The 20,311-nt window shown below is 65.8% G+C and carries 18 protein-coding genes; 10 read left to right on the top strand and 8 right to left on the bottom strand.

Translation table 11 applies throughout. The features are described 5' to 3' along the window. Positions 1–221: 221 nt before the first annotated feature. Positions 222–1,181, top strand: coding sequence for a ribonuclease Z (locus KSS94_RS13085; protein ID WP_217843386.1), 960 nt, complete (start codon positions 222–224; stop codon positions 1,179–1,181). Positions 1,182–1,277: 96 nt separating this feature from the next. Here KSS94_RS13085 and KSS94_RS13080 read toward each other — a convergent pair whose 3' ends face one another. Together KSS94_RS13080 and ppk2 are read right to left on the bottom strand one after the other, a co-directional pair. Next, positions 1,278–3,008 (bottom strand): SulP family inorganic anion transporter, encoded by a 1,731-nt coding sequence (locus KSS94_RS13080; RefSeq protein WP_217843385.1) that lies wholly within the window; start codon positions 3,006–3,008, stop codon positions 1,278–1,280. 14 nt (positions 3,009–3,022) lie between these two features. Continuing rightward, positions 3,023–3,841: a polyphosphate kinase 2 gene (ppk2, locus tag KSS94_RS13075; protein WP_217843384.1), complete on the bottom strand. Its 819-nt coding sequence runs from the start codon at positions 3,839–3,841 to the stop codon at positions 3,023–3,025. 288 nt (positions 3,842–4,129) lie between these two features. Here ppk2 and KSS94_RS13070 point away from each other — a divergent pair, with 288 nt between their 5' ends. Both KSS94_RS13070 and KSS94_RS13065 read left to right on the top strand, forming a co-directional pair. Then, positions 4,130–4,735: an SEN1982 family lipoprotein gene (locus tag KSS94_RS13070; protein ID WP_217843383.1), complete on the top strand. Its 606-nt coding sequence runs from the start codon at positions 4,130–4,132 to the stop codon at positions 4,733–4,735. A gap of 96 nt (positions 4,736–4,831) precedes the next feature. Continuing rightward, positions 4,832–5,026: a hypothetical protein gene (locus KSS94_RS13065; RefSeq protein ID WP_217843382.1), complete on the top strand. Its 195-nt coding sequence runs from the start codon at positions 4,832–4,834 to the stop codon at positions 5,024–5,026. A 152-nt stretch (positions 5,027–5,178) separates the two neighbouring features. Here the strand turns inward: KSS94_RS13065 and KSS94_RS13060 are convergent, their stop codons facing one another. Then, positions 5,179–6,054, bottom strand: a complete 876-nt coding sequence (locus KSS94_RS13060; protein WP_217843381.1) for an AEC family transporter — start codon at positions 6,052–6,054, stop codon at positions 5,179–5,181. 575 nt (positions 6,055–6,629) lie between these two features. On the opposite strand from KSS94_RS13060, the gene KSS94_RS13055 reads away from it, so the two are divergent. The 3 genes from KSS94_RS13055 (at position 6,630) to KSS94_RS13045 (ending at position 8,979) form a co-directional block, all read left to right on the top strand. Then, the gene (locus tag KSS94_RS13055; RefSeq protein WP_217843380.1) at positions 6,630–7,940 is read left to right on the top strand and encodes an MFS transporter; all 1,311 of its coding nucleotides are present in this window, start codon (positions 6,630–6,632) and stop codon (positions 7,938–7,940) included. A gap of 111 nt (positions 7,941–8,051) precedes the next feature. Next, positions 8,052–8,378, top strand: a complete 327-nt coding sequence (locus KSS94_RS13050; protein ID WP_217843379.1) for a hypothetical protein — start codon at positions 8,052–8,054, stop codon at positions 8,376–8,378. Between the two features lie 46 nt (positions 8,379–8,424). After that, on the top strand, positions 8,425–8,979 hold the full coding sequence (locus KSS94_RS13045) for a YbhB/YbcL family Raf kinase inhibitor-like protein (protein WP_217843378.1): 555 nt from the start codon (positions 8,425–8,427) through the stop codon (positions 8,977–8,979). Positions 8,980–9,128: 149 nt separating this feature from the next. On the opposite strand, the gene KSS94_RS13040 is transcribed toward KSS94_RS13045, so the two are convergent. Both KSS94_RS13040 and KSS94_RS13035 read right to left on the bottom strand, forming a co-directional pair. Then, complete coding sequence (locus KSS94_RS13040) at positions 9,129–9,845, bottom strand: DNA-binding protein (protein ID WP_217843377.1); 717 nt, start codon at positions 9,843–9,845, stop codon at positions 9,129–9,131. A gap of 238 nt (positions 9,846–10,083) precedes the next feature. Next, a complete protein-coding gene (locus KSS94_RS13035) occupies positions 10,084–11,016 on the bottom strand; it encodes a LysR family transcriptional regulator (protein WP_217843376.1) in 933 nt (310 codons plus the stop codon). 115 nt (positions 11,017–11,131) lie between these two features. Here KSS94_RS13035 and KSS94_RS13030 point away from each other — a divergent pair, with 115 nt between their 5' ends. Beyond that, on the top strand, positions 11,132–11,389 hold the full coding sequence (locus tag KSS94_RS13030; protein WP_217843375.1) for a DUF2790 domain-containing protein: 258 nt from the start codon (positions 11,132–11,134) through the stop codon (positions 11,387–11,389). A 99-nt stretch (positions 11,390–11,488) separates the two neighbouring features. Here the strand turns inward: KSS94_RS13030 and KSS94_RS13025 are convergent, their stop codons facing one another. Further along, positions 11,489–12,184 (bottom strand): tRNA (adenine(22)-N(1))-methyltransferase, encoded by a 696-nt coding sequence (locus tag KSS94_RS13025; RefSeq protein WP_302471826.1) that lies wholly within the window; start codon positions 12,182–12,184, stop codon positions 11,489–11,491. 167 nt (positions 12,185–12,351) lie between these two features. Between KSS94_RS13025 and KSS94_RS13020 the strand changes: the two genes are divergently transcribed. The 3 genes from KSS94_RS13020 to KSS94_RS13010 all read left to right on the top strand — a co-directional run bounded on the left by KSS94_RS13020 (position 12,352) and on the right by KSS94_RS13010 (position 15,791). Continuing rightward, positions 12,352–12,732, top strand: a complete 381-nt coding sequence (locus tag KSS94_RS13020) for a RidA family protein (RefSeq protein WP_217843374.1) — start codon at positions 12,352–12,354, stop codon at positions 12,730–12,732. 144 nt (positions 12,733–12,876) lie between these two features. Further along, positions 12,877–14,877, top strand: coding sequence for a peptidase U32 family protein (locus KSS94_RS13015; RefSeq protein WP_217843373.1), 2,001 nt, complete (start codon positions 12,877–12,879; stop codon positions 14,875–14,877). 356 nt (positions 14,878–15,233) lie between these two features. Beyond that, positions 15,234–15,791, top strand: coding sequence for a TetR/AcrR family transcriptional regulator (locus KSS94_RS13010; protein WP_217843372.1), 558 nt, complete (start codon positions 15,234–15,236; stop codon positions 15,789–15,791). Between the two features lie 24 nt (positions 15,792–15,815). On the opposite strand, the gene KSS94_RS13005 is transcribed toward KSS94_RS13010, so the two are convergent. Beyond that, entirely contained in the window at positions 15,816–18,896 is a 3,081-nt protein-coding gene (locus KSS94_RS13005) for an error-prone DNA polymerase (RefSeq protein ID WP_217843371.1), read from the bottom strand. Beyond that, positions 18,893–20,311, bottom strand: coding sequence for a Y-family DNA polymerase (locus KSS94_RS13000; protein ID WP_217843370.1), 1,419 nt, complete (start codon positions 20,309–20,311; stop codon positions 18,893–18,895). Before KSS94_RS13000 ends, KSS94_RS13005 begins: the two co-directional genes overlap by 4 nt.

Raw genomic sequence — 20,311 nt, 5'->3', positions numbered from 1 at the left:
TGCCTGTACTGGCCTGATCGCCGGCAAGCCGGCTCCTACAGCAATCGCATAAGCTTCGGGCCTGCGCGGCCCCTGTAGGAGCCGGCTTGCCGGCGATCAGGCCGGTTCAGGCAACACACGCCTGTGCCTGCACGCGAACCTGTTCCCATTGCCCCCGACATGCTAGCCTCCGCGCGCCTCGCCCTGCGAGGCAGGACAGTCTTCACGTCAAGGAGTCAGGCATGGACCTGCAGTTTCTGGGCACCTCGTCCGGTGTGCCCACCAAGGCCCGCAACGTCAGCGCCACCGCCGTCATCGAATCCGCCGGCCACGGCTGGTACTTGGTCGATTGCGGCGAAGGCACCCAGCACCAGCTGTTGCACAGCCCGCTATCGGTGCGCGATCTGCGCGCCATCTTCATCACCCACGTTCACGGCGACCACTGCTTCGGCCTGCCGGGACTGCTGGCCAGCGCCGGCATGTCCGGGCGCAGCGAGCCGCTGACGCTGGTCATGCCCGCCGCCTTGCAGGCCTGGGTACGGCAAAGCCTGGCGGTGAGCGAAACCTACCTGCCGTTCGAGTTGCACATACAGGCACTGGAAAGCTTCAGCACCATGGCCTGCGGCAATGTCAGCGTATCGACCGTGGAGCTGTCGCACCGGGTGCCATCCTGGGCCTATGTGTTCAGCGAGCGCGACCCCGAACCCCGGCTGGATACCGCACGCCTGAAGGCCGACGGCATCCCCGCCGGGCCGCTGTGGGGCCGGCTGGCCCGCGGCGAGGCAGTCGAGCACGAGGGCAGCCCGCTCGACCCGCAGGCCTACCTGCAACCCACCCGTGCGCCGCAGCGCATCATCGTCTGTGGCGACAACGACCGCCCCGAGCTGCTGGCAACGGTGGCCCGGGACGTGGACGTGCTGGTGCACGAGGCCACCTTCACCCAGCCTGTGATCGAGCGCAGCCAGAGCAACTTCGGCCACAGCACCGCCGCGGCCGTGGCGCAATTTGCCGAAGCGGCGCAGGTGCGCAACCTGGTGCTCACCCATTTCAGCGCGCGCTACCAGGCCGTGCCCGGGCGTGGTAACAGCATCGCCGAGATACGCGACGAGGCGCTGGCCGGGTACCACGGCAACCTGACCCTGGCGCGCGACCTGCAGCGCTATCACCTGGGGCGTGATGGGGTGCTGGTGGAAGCGGTCTGAGCGCAAGGCTCAAGTCGGTTATCAAACGCGGTCTGTGTAGGAGCGGCCTTGTGTCGCGAAAGGGCTGCGCAGCCCTTTCGCGACACAAGGCCGCTCCTACAGCACCCACTGCACCCCATGCTCCTGCAGGTAGTCATCTACCGCCGCCCCCACCGTTGGCTGGAACACCTCACTGCCAATCGCGGCCAGCACCTCCAGCCTGCGCAACTTGTCCTTCACCGGGTCCTTCACCTCGGCAAAACGCAACTCGACACCCTCCGCACGCAAGGCCAGCTCCAGTTCCACCAGCATGTCCGCCGAGGTCACGTCGACACTGGTCACCGGCTCTGCCGCCACCACCACCCGGCGTACCGGCGTGGGCGACCGAGCCACGGCATCGAGCACACAGCGCTGGAACAGCTCGGCATTGGCGAAGAACAACGGCGCATCCCAGCGAAACAACACCAGCCCCGGAACGCGCCGGGCATCGGGGTAACGCCCCACATCGTGGTAGCCACGCACCCCGTCCACCCGCCCCAGCACCGCGTAATGCGGCCGCCAGCCATCCCACAGAAACTCGATCACCGCAATCAGCACGGCAAGGCCGATGCCCGGCACCGCGCCGAACACCGCCACGCCAACGAAGCAGCTGATCGACAGCCAGAACTCCCAGCGCTGGATACGGTAGATGCGCCGCAAGTCCTTGAACTCGAACAAGCCGATGGCCGCAGCAATCACCACCGCGGCCAGCGCGCTTTCCGGCAGGTGGCGCAACAGGTTCGGCGCCAGCAGCAACAACAGCGCAACACCCATGGCGCCAAATACCCCGGTCAATTGCGAGCGGGCGCCAGCCGCCTCGGCCACCGGCGTGCGCGACGAGCTGCTGCTGATGGGGATGCCCTGGAACAACCCGGTGGACAGGTTGGCCAGGCCCAGGCCGATCATCTCCTGGTTGGCATCCACGGGCGTGCGGGTTTTGGCCGCATAGGTGCGCGACAACACGCTGGTGTCGGCGAACGACACCAAGGCCACTGCGGTGCCACCGATCAGCACCGTGGCCAGCTCATTGAAGCCGATCAGCGGCAGGGTGAACCCCGGCAGCCCCTCCGGCAGCGAGCCCACCACCTTGACCCCATGGTTGGCCTCCAGCCCCAGCAGCGCCGAAACCACGGTTGCCGCCACCACCGCAATCAACAGCCCCGGCACCCGCTCGAAACGCTTGAGCAGCAGGATGACCAGCAACGCGCCAAGCCCCAGGCCGAAGGCATGCCAGTTGGCCTTGCCGTCGAGCAACGAGCGCCCCAACTGCAACACATCGCGCAGCGGCCCGTTGCCTGGGTTGGAGATGCCAAACAGCTTCGGCGCCTGGCTGATCAATACGGTCAGGGCGATGCCGTTCATGTAACCGTAGCGGATCGGCTTGGACAACAGCTCGGTGATGAACCCCAGGCGCAACAGCCCCACGGCGATGCAGATCAGCCCCGACACCAGGGCCATGGCACTGGCCAGGGTGATGGCCTTTACCGGGTCGCCCGCCGACAGCGGCACCACCACCGCCAGGATGATCGGCACCAACGCCGAGTCCGGCCCCAGCACCAGGATACGGCTGGGGCCGAACAGCGCATAGGCCAGCAGCGGCACGATGGTCGCGTACAGCCCGTAGATACCAGGTACCCCGGCAGCCTGGGCATAAGCGATACCCACCGGTACCAGCATTGCTGTCAGCACCAGGCCGGCCAGCAAGTCCTTGGGCAGCCAGCCTGGCGAGTAGTGACGCAACATCTGCAGGCCCGGCAGCCAGCGCAGCCAGGCGGCTGCCGGGGCCTTGCCCGTGGCTCGGTGGTGCATGGCGCCCTCCCGGCTCAGAAGCGCTCGGCGACCATCTTGAACGGGTACGGCTGGGCCTTGTACTTGCCGATCTTGCCGCGCTTGGGCAGCTCGATCTTGTGCTTGTGGCTCAGGTCTTTGTACGGAATCTGCTGCAGCAGGTGGCTGATGATGTTCAGCCGCGCCTTGCGCTTGTCTTGCGAGCGGGCCATGTACCAGGGCGCCCAGGACGAGTCGGAGGCGGCGAACATGTCGTCACGGGCGCGGGTGTAGTCGTCCCAGCGGTTGTACGACTTGAGGTCCATGGGCGACAACTTCCACAGTTTGCGCCCGTCGTTGATGCGGTCCTGCAGGCGGCGGGTCTGCTCCTCGGCGCTGACTTCGAGCCAGTACTTGATGAGGATGATCCCCGACTCGATCATCATCCGCTCGAACATCGGCACCACGGTCAGGAACTTGCGCGCCTGTTCATCGCTGCAAAAGCCCATTACCCGCTCGACACCTGCGCGGTTGTACCAGCTGCGGTCGAAGATCACCACCTCGCCGGCCGCCGGCAGGTGGGTGAGGTAGCGCTGGGCGTACATCTGGGTCTTTTCCCGCTCGGTGGGCGCCGGCAGCGCCACCACCCGGAACACCCGCGGGCTGACCCGCTCGGTGATGGCCTTGATGGTGCCGCCCTTGCCGGCGCCGTCGCGGCCCTCGAAGACGATGCACACCTTCAGGCCCTGCTCCACCACCCACTGCTGCAGCTTCACCAGCTCCACATGCAGTTTTTTCAGCTCGCTTTCGTAAGCCTTGCGCTCGAGTTTTTGCCCATTTTCGTGCTTGTGCTTGTTGCCCGCACCCTTGGCCATCGCCGTTCTCCCCTAAGGCCCCAGCGACGCCGGGGCGAATCTGAGCAGTATGGTTGAACACTGGCAATTTGCCGGTTGCGCGACCCTGTAGGAGCCGGCTTGCCGGCGATGGGGCCTGTACAGTCAGCAGCGCTCAGGGCGCAAACGCTTGCGACCCCTGTCACAAACCCCGCCGGCATGTCCACTTGCCACGATTGCAGCCGCTCTGGCCTGCGGGTTTTAATCCGCCCCCGCCGGCCAAAGCCTGCGTTTTCAACCCGCACCATGGCAATTCAAGGAAGCCTTACGATGGACAGGAAGCTCATTCCCCTGGCCCTGCTGGCCAGCCTGCTCGGCTGCTCCGACGGCCAGAAAGCCACCGAAGCCAGCCTGCACCAGGCCGCCCAGGCCTGGCTCGACACCCAGTACCCGCGCTGTTTCGTGGCCACCACCTTCCCTACCCGCACCCGCGATTTCGATGTCGACGGCACCAACCAGGCGTTGCGTGCCCTGGCCAGGGTCGGTGTAGTCAGCGAGCAGGAAGCCAGCCGTACCGAAGTACCCGAACGCCTTTGGCAACCCGCGCGCACCGACATCTACTACCGCTATGAACTGACCGAGAAAGGCCGCGCCCTGTACAAGGCCGATGGGCAAGATGGCAAGGGCGGGCTGTGCTTCGGCAAAGCCAAGGTGACGGCGATCGAACGCTTCACGCCGCCTGTGGAGCGCGATGGCAGCAAGCGCACACAAGTGACCTTCCGCTACAGCGTCGGCGAACTGCCGGCCTGGGCCGACGACCCGGCACTGAAGGCCGATATCAAAGGCCTCGCCCAGGCCGCCGCCAGCGCCGCGCAACCGGTCGAGGTGACCCAAGGCATGGTGCAGACCGACCAGGGTTGGGCCCACGAAGGCTGAGCGCAATCTTAATGCTGGGAAAATCCGCGGGCTCCATCATGCGCCGCAACTGGCCAATGGCCGTTTTACTTGTTGACCGATGATGGAGTACCGCGCATGAAAACCCTTTCCATTGCCCTTGCCCTGCTTGCCGCCAGCACCGTGACCTCGGCATTCGCCGAAGGCGGCGCCGAGCGCCTGAAGGAGCGCAGCGACCAGTGGGCGCAGCAGCGCGAGCAGGCGCAAAAGCAAGAGGCGCTGGTGCAAGACAAGGCCGGCGCGCAGCGCCAGGCCGAAAAGCCTGCCAGCTGAACACCTACCCTGTAGGAGCGGCCTCGTGTCGCGAAAGGGCTGCGTAGCAGCCCCAGAATCTGCGCATCATGCAAAATCGCCGGGGCTGCTGCGCAGCCCTTTCGCGACACGAGGCCGCTCCTACAAAGGGCAGCCTGGAGCCTGACTACCGATCACAGCCACCACGCCAACACCGCCGGCAGCCAGGCAAACGACAGCAGCGTCGAGCACATCACCAGGTTGGCCACGTGCTCAGGCTCCCGGTTGGCGCGCACCGCCAGCAGGTAGTTGAACACCGCCACCGGCATCGCCGACTGCACCACCAGCACCGCCCGCTCCAGGCTCTCCAGCCCCAGCAACGCCCCCACGCCCCAACCCACCGCCGCCCCCAGCACGATGCGCAGCCCGCCCAGCAGCAGGCCGCTGCCAATATGCCGTGGGCGAATGCTGGCCAGCGACACGCCCAGGGTCAGCAGCATCAGCGGGATGGTCATGCCGCCCAGCAAGTCGGCGGTATTGGCCAACCAGCGCGGCAGCTCGACATCCAGAAAGATCAACGGCATGGCCCCGGCCAGGCTGATGACGATGGGGTTGCGCAACAACGCCTTGGGCGAAGCAGCACCGCCGGCAATGGCAATGCCCACGGTGAACTGGAAGATCGACAAAGTCAGGAAGAACGCCACCGCCAGGGCCAGGCCATGCTCGCCGAAGGCATACAGGCTGATGGGCAGGCCCATGTTGCCGGTATTGGGAAACATGAACGCCGGCAGCAGCACCCGCCAGTGCTGGCCGCTGACTCTGCACACCAGGTAACCCGCTACAGCCATGCCCACAAGGCACAGGCAACAGGCCAGGGCCATGCTGCTGAATGCGCCGGGGTCGAGCTGGGTACGGTTGAGGGTCGATAGCACCAGCGCCGGAGTGCCGACGGTCATCACCACCTGGGCGATGAACTCGGTTGGGTAGGCAAGGCCCCGGCGGGCCCAGGCATAGCCGATGGCGGCGACGATGAATACAGGGGCCAGGACGGCGAACAGCGAGGCCAGCATGGGGTGGGGCTTCCTTGGCAATGGCGGCAGGGCATTATGCGCAGGGCGTGGGGCTGTGGGTATGCAGAACCGAGCCTATCTTGGACTAAATTATTTTATTTCCTTTAATATCAATAAGTTAAATCACACACATAAACCTAAAAATCAAAAGATGGTTTGTGGAAGCGGGCTTGCCCCGCGATAAATCTTTCTAAATGCACACAACCTATATTTATCAAGCACTTATAAGCCACAATTAAAATAAAAATTAAATTAGCCATCACCCGACCAAACCCTCACCCCACCCTGCGGCCCCTGGTCGCACCTCGCGCCCCCTTGGCAAAACCGCCACAGCCCGTAAAATCGCGCTTCCTTTTCGCCCGTCGCCCTACCCGGTGGCCAGCTTCGCGCAAAGACAGCGTCCGTGCCTTTCGCCACATCGCGCATGTGCAAACAGGCTCAACCGCCCCCGCCCGGCCTTCCTGCAACAGGCCCAGCGGTTGACTCTTGCCTAGCTTGCATCCCGCCCCAGGCCACAGCGCACACCCGCGCAAACGAAAAGGCGCATACCCGCTTTTTCCAACCTTGAGGTACGTATGTCTCCGCGTTTGCTGGCGATGGCGCTGGCACCCCTGCTCGGCCTGTTCATCATTGCCCTGGGCAATGGCTTTTTGTCGTCGCTGACCACCCTGCGCCTGGGCGCGGCCGGTGAATCGGCCACCACCATCGGTATCGTGTCCTCGGCTTACTTCATCGGCCTGACCCTGGGTGCGGTGTTCAACGACCGGCTGATCCTGCGCATCGGCCATATTCGCGCCTACAGCAGCTTCGCCGCACTGATCGGCGCCACCATCCTGCTGCAGGGCCTGTTCTACGACACCACCTGGTGGTCGGTGCTGCGGCTGATCAACGGCTGGGCCGCAGTGGGTGTGTTCCTGGTGATCGAAAGCTGGCTGCTGCTGGCCGGCGACGCGAAGATCCGCGGCCGCCTGCTGGCGCTGTACATGATCGCCTTCTACGGCGCCGGGGTGATCGCCCAGGCCGCGTTGGGCGAAATCACCGCCCTAGGCGACAGCGCACCGTTCATGCTGGCGGGCATGCTCGCCACCCTGTCGGTGCTGCCGATCGTGATCCTGCCGCGGGTGTCACCACTGCTGGAGCAGGTCGAGCCGCTCAAGCCGCGCCAGTTGCTGGGCGTGGCCCCTACCGGGCTGGTGGGTTGCTTCGGCTCGGGGATCATCATTGCCGGCATTTATGCGCTGCTGCCGCTGTACCTGCAGCGTGTGGGCCTGGATGTAGGCGAAGTCGGCACCATGATGGCCTGGGTGATCCTCGGCGCCATGTTGCTGCAGTACCCGGTGGGCCGCTGGTCCGACCGCAAGGACCGCCAGGACGTGCTGATCGCCCTGGCGGCCATGTGCACCGTGCTGTCGCTGGTGATCGTGGTGCTGCCGGTGGATACCATCGTGCTGCCGGCGCTGTTGTTCCTGCTGGGCGGCGGCGTGTTCGCGCTGTACCCGGTGGCCGTCAGCAGCGCCGCCGACCGCGCCCCGGCAGATGCGCTGGTGCCGATGATCCAGGGGCTGCTGCTGATCAACTCGCTGGGCTCGGCTCTGGCGCCGCTGGCCATCTCGCCGATGATGACCTCTTATGGCGAAGCCGGCCTGTTCTGGGCCTTCGCGGCGATCAACCTGGCCATGGTCGGCTTCTTCATGTGGCGCCGCGGCAAACGCCCTGCGCCGGAGCACCCGGCCCCCTTCGCCCCGACTGCGACCTTCTCGCCAAGCGGCGCGGAGCTGCGGGTGACCGAGGACCTGATGCACGCGGCCCAGGAACACCCGACCCTGGAAGCCATGGAGCCGTCCACCAGCGCCCATTCAGGCCCACGCCAGGCGCCGCTCGACTGATTGCTCGGGGCCACTCTGTGGCCCCGCTGCCGACCGCCCGTCGCTCGACGGGCACCTGGGCGTGCCTGCCACGGCCCAAACCATGACAGTTCATCCCACAGGAGAATGACCATGGTCAGCACCCGCCCCCTTGCCTTGCTGTTCGCCCTCGCACTGGGCCTCGCCTCGGCTGGCAGCTATGCCGCCACCGACATGAACAGCACCGGCAGTCAGCCCAAGGCCGAACAGTCCAAGGGCGACCACCCCAAAGGCGAGACTGCCGGTGAAGGCAGCAGCATCAACAGCCAGGGTGGCACCAAGGATAACGACAGCAGCGACACCGGCACCAACTCCGATGCCGCCGACGGCTCGGCAGGCGGCTCGGGCAGTACAGGTGAAGCCACCGGCACCGGGGCCGGCGCTTCGGGCGGCACCGCCGAGGACCAGGACAGCCGTTGAGCTAGACTCCAGTGCTTCCCCTCCAGACGGCTAAGGATCGATTGCCATGAAGCTCAGGTACTGGCCGCTGCTGGCTCTTCTACCCCTCGCAGCCCACGCCGCGCAGGTCAACCACAGCCCGGCGCTGGCCATCAGTTCGTCGTCGTTCACCGACGGCGGAGTGATCGCTTTGCAACAGGTCGGGCCCGACCCGGCCTGCGGCAGTGGTGAAGAAAAGACCCCGCAGGTGAGCTGGAAAAACCTGCCCCAAGGCACCCGCTCGCTCGTGCTGGTGATGTTCGACCCCGACGGCGGCAAGGGGCTGGGCGTGGTCCACTGGCTGGCCTACGACATCGACCCGGCCAGCGGCGGGCTGGATGAAGGCACTGCCGGGCAGAGCAGCCAGCTACTCAAGGTGGGGCGCAATTCCCGCGGGACGCTGCAATACCGTGGCCCCTGCCCGCCGGCTGGCGACAACCCGCACCATTATGCGCTGACCCTGATCGCCACCGACCTCGCGCCGGGTAACCTGGCCGAAGGCCTGGACCGCCAGCAATTGATGGACGCCTTGCAAGGGCATGCACTGGGTGCGCAGAGCCTGGTGGGGCGGTATGGGCATTGATGTGTAATGGCTGTACCGGCCTCTTCGCCGGCAAGCCGGCTCCTACAGGGGCAACGCAGGCCCGAAGCTTATGCGATTCCTGTAGGAGCCGGCTTGCCGGCGATGAGGCCATCCGCCACAGCGCAAACATCGGCCCCTGCCGCTAAGCATCATGCACCCGACTTGATACCCGCCAACTGCCGGCGCAGTTCATCTCCCGCCCCCTGGGCCTGGGCCAGCATGGCCCTCAGGCCCTGCACCTGGGCATCGCGCTGCTCAAGCTGGGTTTCCAGCAACTGGCGTGCACCCACCGCCTGGCGATGCTCGGCCAGCAAGCTGCCATTTTCACGGTTCAGCCGGGTCGATTCTTCCTGACGGGCGATAGCGGCCTGTTGCAGTGTGTGCAACTGGCCCTGCAACTGGCGCACCTGGGTTTGCTGGCGCAATTGCTCCTGCTCGTGGCGGGCCTCGATGGAGAGGATCTGCCCGGCCTTGTCATCCAGGCGGCTTTGCAAGGCGGCCACCTGAACCTCGTATTGCTGGTGTGCTGCGGCCAGGGCGCGTTGGGCCAGTTCCAGCTGGGCCTGCAGTTGTTCGCGCTGCTCATCCAGTTGCGCCTGGGCGGCATCGACCCGCGCCTGGGCCTCTGCCTGCAGTTGCGTTGCCAGCTGCTCGACCAGCCGCGTCAACGGGGCGCTCAGGCAGGCCTTGTCGTTCAGGCTTGGCGCAGGCCGGTCCAGCTCCTTGAGCAGGCGGTGAATGGTTGATTTCGAGCCAGTGTTGCCCAGCTCGATACGTACTGCATCGATGCTCGGATTCTCACCTCGGGCCACCAGCGCATCCCTTGCCTGTTGCACTGCTTCTTTGCTGATACCTGCCCGGGACATGCTGTGCTCCGCTGTTGAGGCGTGGTATGTACCACGAAAAATGGCGGCAATTGTGCAAGGCTGGCCAGGCCGACACAAGCCCCTGTAGGAGCCGGCTTGCCGGCGATGGCGTGCTGGCAGGCAATGATGGTTGCACAGCGAGCGCTTTCATCGGCCAGGCTGCGAATATCTGTTTACAGGCCCGCCCTCATCGCCGGCAAGCCGGCTCCTACAGGGGGGCGCGTCAGTTTTCAGGCCACTAGCGCCAGTACTCCGGCTGCTCCACCACCTGCATGTGCTCGGCAAACAGCGGCGGCAGTTGCTCTTTCAGGTAGTCGATCCAGGTGCGCACCTTGGCATCCAGGTAATGCCTCGACGGGTAAATGGCGTAGATCTCCCGCTGGCGCAGCCTGTACGGCGCCAGCAGGCGGCACAGACGCCCTTCGCGGATCGCCTGGCTGGCCGAATAGTACGGCAGCAGGCCCACGCCCATGCCCAGCTCGGTGGCCCGCAGCATGGCATCGGCGACGTTGGTAAGGAAGGTATCCTGAGGCACGATCACGCAGGTGTCCGGCGCCTCGCCGAATGACCAGTCCTCCTCGAACAGCGGGTCGACGGTGCGCAGGCACACATGCTGGTGCAGCTCTTGCGGGCGCTTGGGCACACCATGGCGCTCCAGGTACTCGGGGGAAGCGCAGAGGATGCTGTGGATGCTGCCCAGGGGGATGGCGATAAGCTGCGAGTCCGGCAGCCCCTGGCCGATGGTGATCACCACGTCATGCCCTTCGGCCAGCGGGTCGGGGTTGCGCTGCGACAGCGTCAGCTCCATCACCACCTCGGGGCAGGCGGCGTTGTAGCGCGCCACCAACGGCATCATCAGCAGGCCCAGGCCGTGGGTGCAGTGCAGGCGCAGGCGGCCACGCGGGGTGAGGTGCGCACCGCGCGCCTCGTCCATGGCCTCGGTGGTCAGCAGCATGATCTGCCGCGAACGCTCCAGAAAGCGCTCGCCCGCCTCGCTCATGCGCAGGCGACGGGTGGTGCGGTGCAACAGGCGGGTCTGCAGCTGGTTTTCAAGCTCCGCGACAATCCGCGACACCTGCGCCGCCGAGATATCCAGGGCGTTGGCGGCGGCGGCAAAGCTGCCGCATTCAACTACTCGGGCGAAGGTGCGCATCGCATGCAGCATGTCCATGGGCTGGCGCTCTCATTCCTACATTAAAGGCAAGAATCTATCACGGGACAGCCCATTTATTGTGAAACACAAATGAATGGATCATCAGGCATTCCTGAAACATGCGGAGCCTGCCATGAAACGTTCGATTGCTTTCGTCACCCTCGCCGCCACCCTCGCCTCCTTCGGCGTCTTTGCCGACAGCAGCGCAGCACCGGCTGAAGTCGACTACCAGTACGGCATGCCGCTGGACGTGGCCAAGGTGATCTCGCTGACCCCGGCAAGCTCCGGGCGTGACTGCCAGGTGGGCACGGCGCACATGGTCTATGTCGACCATCAGGGCCAGACGCATTCGGTGGATTACCGTGAGATGGGCACCTGCTCGCAGCAATGAAATGCCCGTTGCGGCGATGACCGGCTATGCCGGGCCATCCATGGTGTTTGTCTGACAGGGCCCTATCGCCGGCAAGCCGGCTCCTACAGGGGATAGCCGTTAACCTAAGACGGCGTTGATCCAGCAGACCTCGCGCTCGAATGCCTCGACCTTCTTCACCGGTACCGCTGCCTTGGCCCGCGCAAAGTTGGCCAGCGCCTGCTGCTTCTGGCGCAGCATGCGCTGCCACTTGAACACGAACGCCGGGCTGCGCTCGGCCATCAGCAATGGCCCGAAGTAGAGTTGCTCAGGGCTGTAGCCCTGCCCTTCGCCCCGCTCGGCGACGATGATTTCGTAGTCGAAACGGTTCTCGCGCAGCACCTCTTCAGCCACGATCCGGTAGCCGTTGTCGGCCAGCCACTGGCGCAGTGGCTGCTCGCCACCGTTGGGCTGCAGCACCAGCCGCTCGTGGCCGCCCAGGTGCGCCCTGCCACTGTCGAGGATGTCGCGAATGGTCTCGCCGCCCATGCCGCAGATGCTCACTGCCGTAATGCCGTCGCCCGGCTCGATTGCCGCCAGGCCGCTGGCCAGGCGTACGCTAGCCTGCAACTCCAGGCCATTGTCACGCACGCTGCGCTGGGCAGCCTGGAAAGGCGTGAGCGCCACTTCACCGGCCACCGCCGCGCTGATCGCCCCGCGCCGCAGCAGCGCCACTGGCAGGTAGCCATGGTCCGAGCCGATATCGGCCAGCCGCGCGCCGGCCGGGATGTGCGCCGCCACCCGCTCCAGGCGCATGGACAAAGTGTTCTGGTTCAACGGTTGCCTCGTTCTGCTGCATGCCCGGCAGCTACGGCCGGGTTGGGGGCGCGATTCTGCCCGGCGCGGGCGGGTATTACAAATCCGCACGACCGGCACCCCGCTCGACCCACCTTGCCGGCTCGCGTAGGCTTGGCGCTTTCCTTCCGTAGCAAGGCAAAACACCCATGGCAAACGCAGACATCATCTACACCCCCGACCCGGACACCGACTCCATTTCCTCGGACGTGGCCGAGTACAACGGCATCCTGGTCAGCACCCAGATCCCGGTGCGTGCCGACGGCAGCCTGGAGCTGGGCGACATCCAGACCCAGTGCGAAGCCACCCTGCAATCACTGAAAGTGGCCCTGGAAAAGGCCGGCAGCGGCATGGACCGCGTGCTGCACCTGACCATCTACCTCACCGACATGGCCGACCGGGCGGTGTTCAACGAGGTGTACCAGCGCTTCTTCAGCAGACCGTGGCCGGTGCGTGCTGCGGTGGGCGTGGCGTCGCTGGCGTTTGATGGCATGCGTGTGGAAGTGACAGCGATGGCAGCCAAGCGCTGAAATTGCCATCGCGGGGCAAGCCCGCTCCCACGGAGCGCCCCACGCTTGCCCCGCGATAATGCCCTCCCGGCACCCCGCGCGTGCCCCAGACCCATTTCACCGCTACAATGCCCGCCTTACCGTGACCGCCCGAACCATAACGACATGTCCCTTCCAAAAAATCACCTGGAACTGCTCAGCCCTGCCCGTGACGTGAGCATCGCCCGCGAGGCGATCCTGCACGGCGCTGACGCCATCTATATCGGCGGCCCGAGCTTCGGCGCGCGCCACAACGCCTGCAACGAAGTCGGCGATATCGCCGAACTGGTCGAGTTCGCCCGGCGCTACCATGCCCGGGTGTTCACCACCATCAATACCATCCTTCACGACAATGAGCTGGAGCCGGCGCGCAAGCTGATCCACCAGCTCTACGACGCTGGCGTCGATGCGCTGATCGTGCAGGACCTGGGGGTGATGGAGCTGGATATCCCGCCGATCGAGCTGCACGCCAGCACCCAGACCGACATCCGCACCCTGGAGCGCGCCAAGTTCCTCGACCAGGCCGGCTTCAGCCAGCTGGTGCTGGCCCGCGAGCTGAACCTGCAGCAGATTCGCGCCATCGCCGCCGAAACCGACGCAGCCATCGAATTCTTCATCCACGGCGCGCTGTGCGTGGCGTTCTCTGGCCAGTGCAACATCTCCCACGCCCAGACCGGCCGCAGCGCCAACCGGGGCGACTGCTCCCAGGCCTGCCGCCTGCCGTACACCCTCAAGGACGACCAGGGCCGCGTGGTGGCGTTCGAAAAGCACCTGCTGTCGATGAAGGACAACAACCAGACCGCCAACCTGCGCGACCTGGTTGACGCCGGCGTACGTTCGTTCAAGATCGAGGGCCGCTACAAGGATGTGGGTTATGTGAAGAACATCACCGCCCACTACCGCAAAGAGCTCGATGCCATCCTCGAAGACCGCCCGGCCCTGGCCCGCGCCTCCAGCGGCCGCACCGAACACTTCTTCGTGCCCGACCCGGACAAGACCTTCCACCGCGGCAGCACTGACTACTTCGTCAGCGACCGCAAGATCGACATCGGTGCCTTCGACTCACCAACCTTCACCGGCCTGCCGGTGGGCGTGGTGGAAAAGGTCGGCAAGCGCGACCTGCTGGTGGCCACCGAGGTGCCGCTGACCAACGGCGACGGCCTCAACGTGCTGGTCAAGCGCGAAGTGGTGGGCTTCCGGGCCAACATCGCCGAGCTTAAAAGCGAGTCCGAAGAAGACGGCCAGAAGCGCTACCGCTACCGCGTCGAGCCCAACGAGATGCCCGAGGGCCTGCACAAGCTGCGCCCCAACCACCCGCTGTCGCGCAACCTCGACCACAACTGGCAGCAAGCGCTGCAACGCACCTCGGCCGAGCGCCGGGTGGGCATCGAATGGCACGCCGTGCTGCGCGAGCAACGCCTGATGCTGACCGCCAGCAGCGAAGAAGGTATCAGCGTGCAAGTGGCGCTGGACGGCCCGTTCGGCGCCGCCAACAAGCCGCAGCAGGCACTGGACCAGTTGCATGACCTGCTCGGCCAGCTGGGTACCACGATGTACCACGCCAACGCCATCGAGCTGGACGCACCCCAGGCGTACTTCATCCCCAACTCGCAGCTCAAGGCCCTGCGCCGCGAAGCCATCGAGGCGCTCACCGCAGCGCGCATCGCCGCCCACCCGCGCGGCAGCCGCAAGGCCGAGACCACACCAGCACCGGTATACCCCGAGTCGCACCTGTCGTTCCTGGCCAACGTTTACAACCAGAAGGCCCGCGACTTCTACCACCGCCATGGCGTGCAACTGATCGACGCCGCCTACGAGGCCCACGAGGAACACGGCGAAGTGCCGGTGATGATCACCAAGCACTGCCTGCGCTTCTCGTTCAACCTGTGCCCGAAACAGGCCAAGGGCGTGACTGGCGTGCGTACCAAGGTGGCGCCGATGCAACTGATTCAGGGCGATGAAGTGCTGACCCTGAAGTTCGACTGCAAACCGTGCGAGATGCATGTGATCGGCAAGATGAAGGGCCATATCATCGACCTGCCGACCCCAGGCAGCGCGGTGGCCCAGGTGGTTGGCCACATCAGCCCCGAAGACCTGCTCAAGACCATTCCGCGCGCGCCGCATTGATCGTGCGCCGGCGTGGGGTCATGCGCACAGCCTGTGCCGGCCTCATCGCCGGCAAGCCGGCTCCTGCAGGTACGGCACTGACTTGAAGCTGATGCAATCCCTGTGGTGAGCGGCCTTGTGTCGCGATTGGGCTGCGCAGCAGCCCCGGCGATTTTGCATGAGGTCGAGCCCCTGGGGCTGCTATGCAGCCCAATCGCGACACAAGGCCGCTTCCCACAGGGATCGCGAAGCCTTCAAGCCTGTGGGAGCGGGTTTACCCGCGAAGGGGCCAGCACAGAAGCACAAAAGTCTCAAACAAGACACTCAACTACATTTACTGCACAATGCCCCGCATGCGACCCACGCGAGGTACCTGGATGCAACCCACACCCCACGACGAACGCCTGATCAAGGCCCTGGCCCACGCCATCGTGGTCCACCCGCGCGCCACCCTCAAGGAACTGGCCGAAGCCGCCGGCGTCAGCAAGGCCACCCTGCACCGCTTTTGCGGCACCCGCGACAACCTGGTGGCAATGCTCGAGCAGCATGGCGAACGGGTACTCAACCAGGTCATCGACAACGCCGCCCAGGCCAGTGCCGAGCCACAGGCTGCCATCCGCCACTTGATCGGCGAGCACCTCAAGCACCGCGAGATGCTGGTGTTCCTGATGTTCCAGTACCGCCCCGACACCCTGCTGGGTGACAGCGAAGACCGCCGCTGGCTGGCCTATACCCGAGCCATGGACGCGTTCTTCCTGCGTGCCCAGCAGGCGGGTGTGCTGCGCATCGATATCAGCGCTGCGGTGTTTACCGAAATGTTCCTGAGCATGATCTACGGCATGGTCGACGCCGAGCGCCGTGGCCGCGCCGCCAGCGCCAATTCGGCCCAGGCGCTGGAGCAGTTGTTCCTGAGCGGGGCCAGGGCGAGCAGTTGAGCACCAACAGGCTGGGGGCAGGCCTCAATGAAAATCCCGGCTGCGCACAGCCAGCCCCTGCAACAACACGCTCACATCCTCCAGGCGCCGCGCAATCAGGTGGCGCACCCCGTCCTTGTGCTCAAGCCGCCCACTCACCTTGAGCAACTGCGAACCCACCAATGCCTTGCGCTGGCGTTCGGCCAGGTCACGCCAGACCACCACATTGACCAGGCCATGTTCGTCTTCCAGGGTGACGAAGGTCACGCCACTGGCCGTCTGTGGCCGCTGCCGGCCGACCACGATTCCGGCCACGGCAATATTGTCACCATCCCCCACGCCGGCCAGCTCGGCGCTACTGCGACAACCAAGGGCGCGTAAACGCGAGCGCAGCAAGGTCAACGGGTGTGGACCCAGCGTGGTGCCCAGGGTCTGGTAATCGGCCAGCAGGTCCTCCCCCACCGTCGGGGCGGGCAGGTCGACAAACGCTTCGGCGGCTGGCTGCACCTGTGCGAACAACGGCAATTGCGCCTGCACCGCAGCCACTTGCCAGCGCGCCTGGTGGCGGTCACGGGCCAGGCCACGCAGGGCCCCGGCATCGGCCAGTTTCGCCCGGGCGCGGCTGTCCAGGGCGGCGCGCAGGCACAGGTCTTCGACATCCTGCCAGGGCCGTTGCGCTCGGGCCTGCTCCAGGCGCAGGGCGTCGGCCTCGTTGAAGCCGCGGATCTGCCGCAACCCCAGGCGGATGGCCAGCTGATCGCCTTGAACCGGCTCCAAGGTGCAATCCCAGCGGCTGTGCAGCACATCCACCGGGCGCACCTCGATGCCCTGCCGGCGCGCCTCCTGCAGCAACTGGTCAGGGCTGTAGAAGCCCATCGGCCAGCTGTTGACCAGGGCACAGGTGAAGATCGCCGGCTCGTGGCACTTCAGCCAACTGCTGGCGTAGCACAGCAGGGCGAAGCTGGCGGCATGGGACTCAGGGAAGCCATAGCTGCCAAAGCCCTTGATCTGCTCGAAGATGCGCTCGGCAAAGGCCAGCTCGTAGCCATTGCGCAGCATGCCGTCGATCAAGCGTACCCGGTGCGGCTCCAGGCCACCGTGGCGCTTCCAGGCCGCCATGCTGCGGCGTAACTGGTCAGCCTCGCCCGGGGTGTAGTCGGCGGCCACCATGGCCAGTTCCATCACCTGCTCCTGGAACAGCGGCACACCCAGGGTGCGCTGGAACACCTCCTTGAGCTTTTCCGACGGGTAGGTGACCGGCTCCAGCTTCATTCGCCGGCGCAGGTACGGGTGCACCATATCGCCCTGGATCGGCCCCGGGCGTACGATCGCCACCTCGATCACCAGGTCGTAGAACGTGGCCGGTTTGAGCCTCGGCAGCATGGCCATCTGCGCCCGCGACTCGATCTGGAACACGCCCATGGTTTCGGCGCGGCTGATCATCGCGTAGGTGGCCGGGCACTCGCCGGGGATGCTGGCCAGGGTCAGGGCGCGGCCACGGTGCAAAGCCAGCAAGTCGAAGCAACGCCTCAGGGCGCTGAGCATGCCCAAGGCCAGCACATCGACCTTGAGCAGGCCAACCATGTCCAGGTCGTCCTTGTCCCACTGGATCACCGTGCGCTCGGCCATGGCCGCATTCTCCACCGGCACCAGTTCGTGCAGCGGCTGCTGCGAGATGACGAAGCCGCCCGGGTGCTGCGACAAGTGCCGGGGGAAGCCGATCAGCTCGCCGGCCAGCACCAGAATGCGCCGCAGCAACGGGCTCTGCGCATCGAAGCCGGCCTCGGCCAGGCGCTCGGCGTCGGGGATGCGGTCGCTCCAGCGCCCACAGCACTTGGCCAGGGCATCCACCTGGTCGGCCGGCAGCCCCAGCACCCGGGCCACATCGCGCACCGCACCGGCAGCGTGGTAGCTGCTGACCACCGCGGTAAGCGCAGCGCGGTGCCGGCCGTAGCGGCGGAACACGTACTGGATCACCTCTTCGCGGCGCTCGTGCTCGAAGTCCACGTCGATGTCCGGCGGTTCGTTGCGCTCGCGGGACAAAAAGCGCTCGAACAGCAAACGGTGCTGCATGGGGTCCAGTTCGGTGATGCCCAACACGAAGCACACCACCGAATTGGCCGCAGAGCCGCGCCCCTGGCAGAGAATGTGCTGGCTGCGGGCGAAGGCGACGATGTCGTGCACGGTAAGGAAGTAGCTCTCGTAGCCCAGCTCCTCGATCAGCGCCAGCTCATTGGCCAGCACCGCGTGTACCTGCTCGCTCGGGCCCTGCGGCCAGCGCTTGGGCAGCCCGCACTGGCACAAATGCCGCAGCCAGCTGGCCGGGGTATGGCCTTCGGGCACCAGCTCACGTGGGTACTGGTAGTTGAGCTCACCTAGGTCGAACATGCAGCGCTGGGCGATGACCTGGGTTTGTGCCAGCAATGACGCAGGGTACAGCTCGCCCAGTTGCTCCCGCGAGCGCAGGTGGCGCTCGCCATTGGCGAACAGGTAGCGCCCGGCCTCGGCCACGCTGCAATGGGCACGGATGGCGCTCATGCAGTCCTGCAGGGCTCGGCGCCCGCGAGCATGCATGTGCACATCGCCGCAAGCCACCAATGGTATGCCCAGTTCTGCTCCCAGCGTCTGGAGCCCTGCCAGGTGCGCCGCATCATCGGCACCACGGTGCAGGTGCACGGCAAGCCAAAGGCGCTTGCCGAACAGCTCGAGCAAGCGCTCCCCTGTGGCGCGGTCAAGGGCAGGTTCGGGTACCCACAAGGCCAGCAACCCCTCGTGATGGGCGGCCAGGTCCTGCGCCAGCAGTTGGTAGCTGCCCTTCTCGGCTCGCCTTCGGCCTTTGGTGATCAGGGCGCAGAGGTTCTGGTAGCCGGTAAGGTTTTCTACCAGCAAAACCAGTTTCGGCCCTTGTTGCAGGCGCACCTCACTGCCGACTATCAGCTTCAGCCCGTGCGCCTTGGCCGCCTGCCAGGCGCGCACGATACCGGCAAGGGTGCATTCATCGGTAATCGCCAACGCTTGGTAACCCTGCTCGCTGGCCCGGCGAAACAGCTCATCGGCACTGGAGGCGCCACGCTGGAAGCTGAAGCTGGACAGGCAGTGCAGCTCGGCATAAAGCGGCGCACTCATGCGAACCAGCCTTGCAACCACAGTGGCCCGGGTTGGGCCAGGTCACGGTAGGCCCAGCCACGCAGGCCGTCACGGGTTTCGATGCGGTAGTAGTCGCGGCGCACATCGCCGCCGTCCCACCACCCCGACTCGATACGCTCGGCCTGGCCGAGCCACTGCAAGCCGGCTTCAGGTAACGCCAGCGGCTCTGCCAGCAACCACCCCGGGCGGCTGCCCGGGGCAACCCGCAGCGCCGCCGGCCCGCCCTGTTGCGCCCCTTGCCAGGCACATTCCGGGCGATGGTCGTCTGCGGCCTGCAGGCCCTTGACCGCCTCGTCGCCCAGCCGGGCCCGCAGGCGCTCGCGCAGTTGCTCCCAAGGCTGGGCCTGCTGCGCGCGTGGGTCGAACAGCGCACGGTGTTGCGGCACGAACGCTGGCAGGTCGGCGGCGACCAGCCGCAGGCTGCGAACCGGCGCCGGAATACGCAGCGGCTCCAGGCGCCCACGGGCCAGTTCGAACAGCATCGCCGCATCCCGCTCGGCAGCCAGTAAGCCGACCTGCAGCACCGTGTCCGGGCCCTGGGCATGCTCCAGGTGCAGTGCGAAACGTTGCACGCCACAATCGCGTCCGGCGAGAAAGGCCGCCAGGTCATTGAGCAGGCGGCGCAGCGGAAACAACAGCGCCTGGTGCGATTCAACGTCGAAGTTCAGCTCCAGCCGTGCCTCGAAGCGGTCGGGCGGCTGGTAGTAATCCAGCCCCAGCGAGCGCAGGCCGAACAACTGGTCGAGGTGCAACTGCACCTGCACGTTGAAACGCCGGGCCAGTGCATCGCGCGGCAATGCCTTGACCTGGCCCAGGTTGCGCAGCCCCATGCGTAAAAAGGCTTCGCAAGCGTCTGGTGGCAACCCTGCACGCTCGATGGGCAGGTTGAGCAAGGCGTCGCGGGTTTCATCGGCCGTGCTGGCAGCCAACCCGTCGTGGGCATTGGCCAGCATTCGCGCCGCCACCGGGTTGCTGGCCAGTACAATGCGGTTGCGCAAGCCCAGCCCGGCCAGCTCGTCGCGCAGACGAGCCTGGAACAACGGCCAGGGCCCGAACAATTGCAGGCTCGACCCCACTTCGACCAACAGCGCCCGCGGGTAATGCACACTGACCTGGGCACTGAAACGGTAGGCCCAGGCTGCCAGCAGTTGTTGCAGGTGCTCGATACGCCCAGGGTCGGGCTCGATACAGGTGAACCCGTCAGCCAGCGCCCTGGCGGCGGTGAGTGCCTGCCCCGCCTTGAGCCCCAGCTTGGCCGCTGCGGGGTTGACCGCCTGCAGCACACGACGCTGCACCGGGCCGCCAATCAACACCAAGGGCGTATCGGGGTCGTCACGCTCGCGCAGGATGCTGTCCAGCGCCAGCTGCGGAAACAGGATGCAGGCCCAGAGCAT

Origin of the sequence: Pseudomonas fakonensis (assembly GCF_019139895.1) — a bacterium.
In the GTDB taxonomy this organism is placed as follows: domain Bacteria; phylum Pseudomonadota; class Gammaproteobacteria; order Pseudomonadales; family Pseudomonadaceae; genus Aquipseudomonas; species Aquipseudomonas fakonensis.
The sequence above is the reverse complement of the archived record's forward strand: the minus strand, read 5'-3'. Positions and strand labels throughout refer to the sequence as shown.

What these genes read in the sequence shown, in the direction of transcription:
- KSS94_RS13085 (WP_217843386.1), top strand. Translation starts at nt 222, where the DNA reads ATGGACCTGCAGTTTCTGGGCACCTCGTCCGGTGTGCCCACCAAGGCC.
- KSS94_RS13080 (WP_217843385.1), bottom strand. Translation starts at nt 3,008, where the DNA reads ATGCACCACCGAGCCACGGGCAAGGCCCCGGCAGCCGCCTGGCTGCGC.
- ppk2 (WP_217843384.1), bottom strand. Translation starts at nt 3,841, where the DNA reads ATGGCCAAGGGTGCGGGCAACAAGCACAAGCACGAAAATGGGCAAAAA.
- KSS94_RS13070 (WP_217843383.1), top strand. Translation starts at nt 4,130, where the DNA reads ATGGACAGGAAGCTCATTCCCCTGGCCCTGCTGGCCAGCCTGCTCGGC.
- KSS94_RS13065 (WP_217843382.1), top strand. Translation starts at nt 4,832, where the DNA reads ATGAAAACCCTTTCCATTGCCCTTGCCCTGCTTGCCGCCAGCACCGTG.
- KSS94_RS13060 (WP_217843381.1), bottom strand. Translation starts at nt 6,054, where the DNA reads ATGCTGGCCTCGCTGTTCGCCGTCCTGGCCCCTGTATTCATCGTCGCC.
- KSS94_RS13055 (WP_217843380.1), top strand. Translation starts at nt 6,630, where the DNA reads ATGTCTCCGCGTTTGCTGGCGATGGCGCTGGCACCCCTGCTCGGCCTG.
- KSS94_RS13050 (WP_217843379.1), top strand. Translation starts at nt 8,052, where the DNA reads ATGGTCAGCACCCGCCCCCTTGCCTTGCTGTTCGCCCTCGCACTGGGC.
- KSS94_RS13045 (WP_217843378.1), top strand. Translation starts at nt 8,425, where the DNA reads ATGAAGCTCAGGTACTGGCCGCTGCTGGCTCTTCTACCCCTCGCAGCC.
- KSS94_RS13040 (WP_217843377.1), bottom strand. Translation starts at nt 9,845, where the DNA reads ATGTCCCGGGCAGGTATCAGCAAAGAAGCAGTGCAACAGGCAAGGGAT.
- KSS94_RS13035 (WP_217843376.1), bottom strand. Translation starts at nt 11,016, where the DNA reads ATGGACATGCTGCATGCGATGCGCACCTTCGCCCGAGTAGTTGAATGC.
- KSS94_RS13030 (WP_217843375.1), top strand. Translation starts at nt 11,132, where the DNA reads ATGAAACGTTCGATTGCTTTCGTCACCCTCGCCGCCACCCTCGCCTCC.
- KSS94_RS13020 (WP_217843374.1), top strand. Translation starts at nt 12,352, where the DNA reads ATGGCAAACGCAGACATCATCTACACCCCCGACCCGGACACCGACTCC.
- KSS94_RS13015 (WP_217843373.1), top strand. Translation starts at nt 12,877, where the DNA reads ATGTCCCTTCCAAAAAATCACCTGGAACTGCTCAGCCCTGCCCGTGAC.
- KSS94_RS13010 (WP_217843372.1), top strand. Translation starts at nt 15,234, where the DNA reads ATGCAACCCACACCCCACGACGAACGCCTGATCAAGGCCCTGGCCCAC.
- KSS94_RS13005 (WP_217843371.1), bottom strand. Translation starts at nt 18,896, where the DNA reads ATGAGTGCGCCGCTTTATGCCGAGCTGCACTGCCTGTCCAGCTTCAGC.
- KSS94_RS13000 (WP_217843370.1), bottom strand. Translation starts at nt 20,311, where the DNA reads ATGCTCTGGGCCTGCATCCTGTTTCCGCAGCTGGCGCTGGACAGCATC.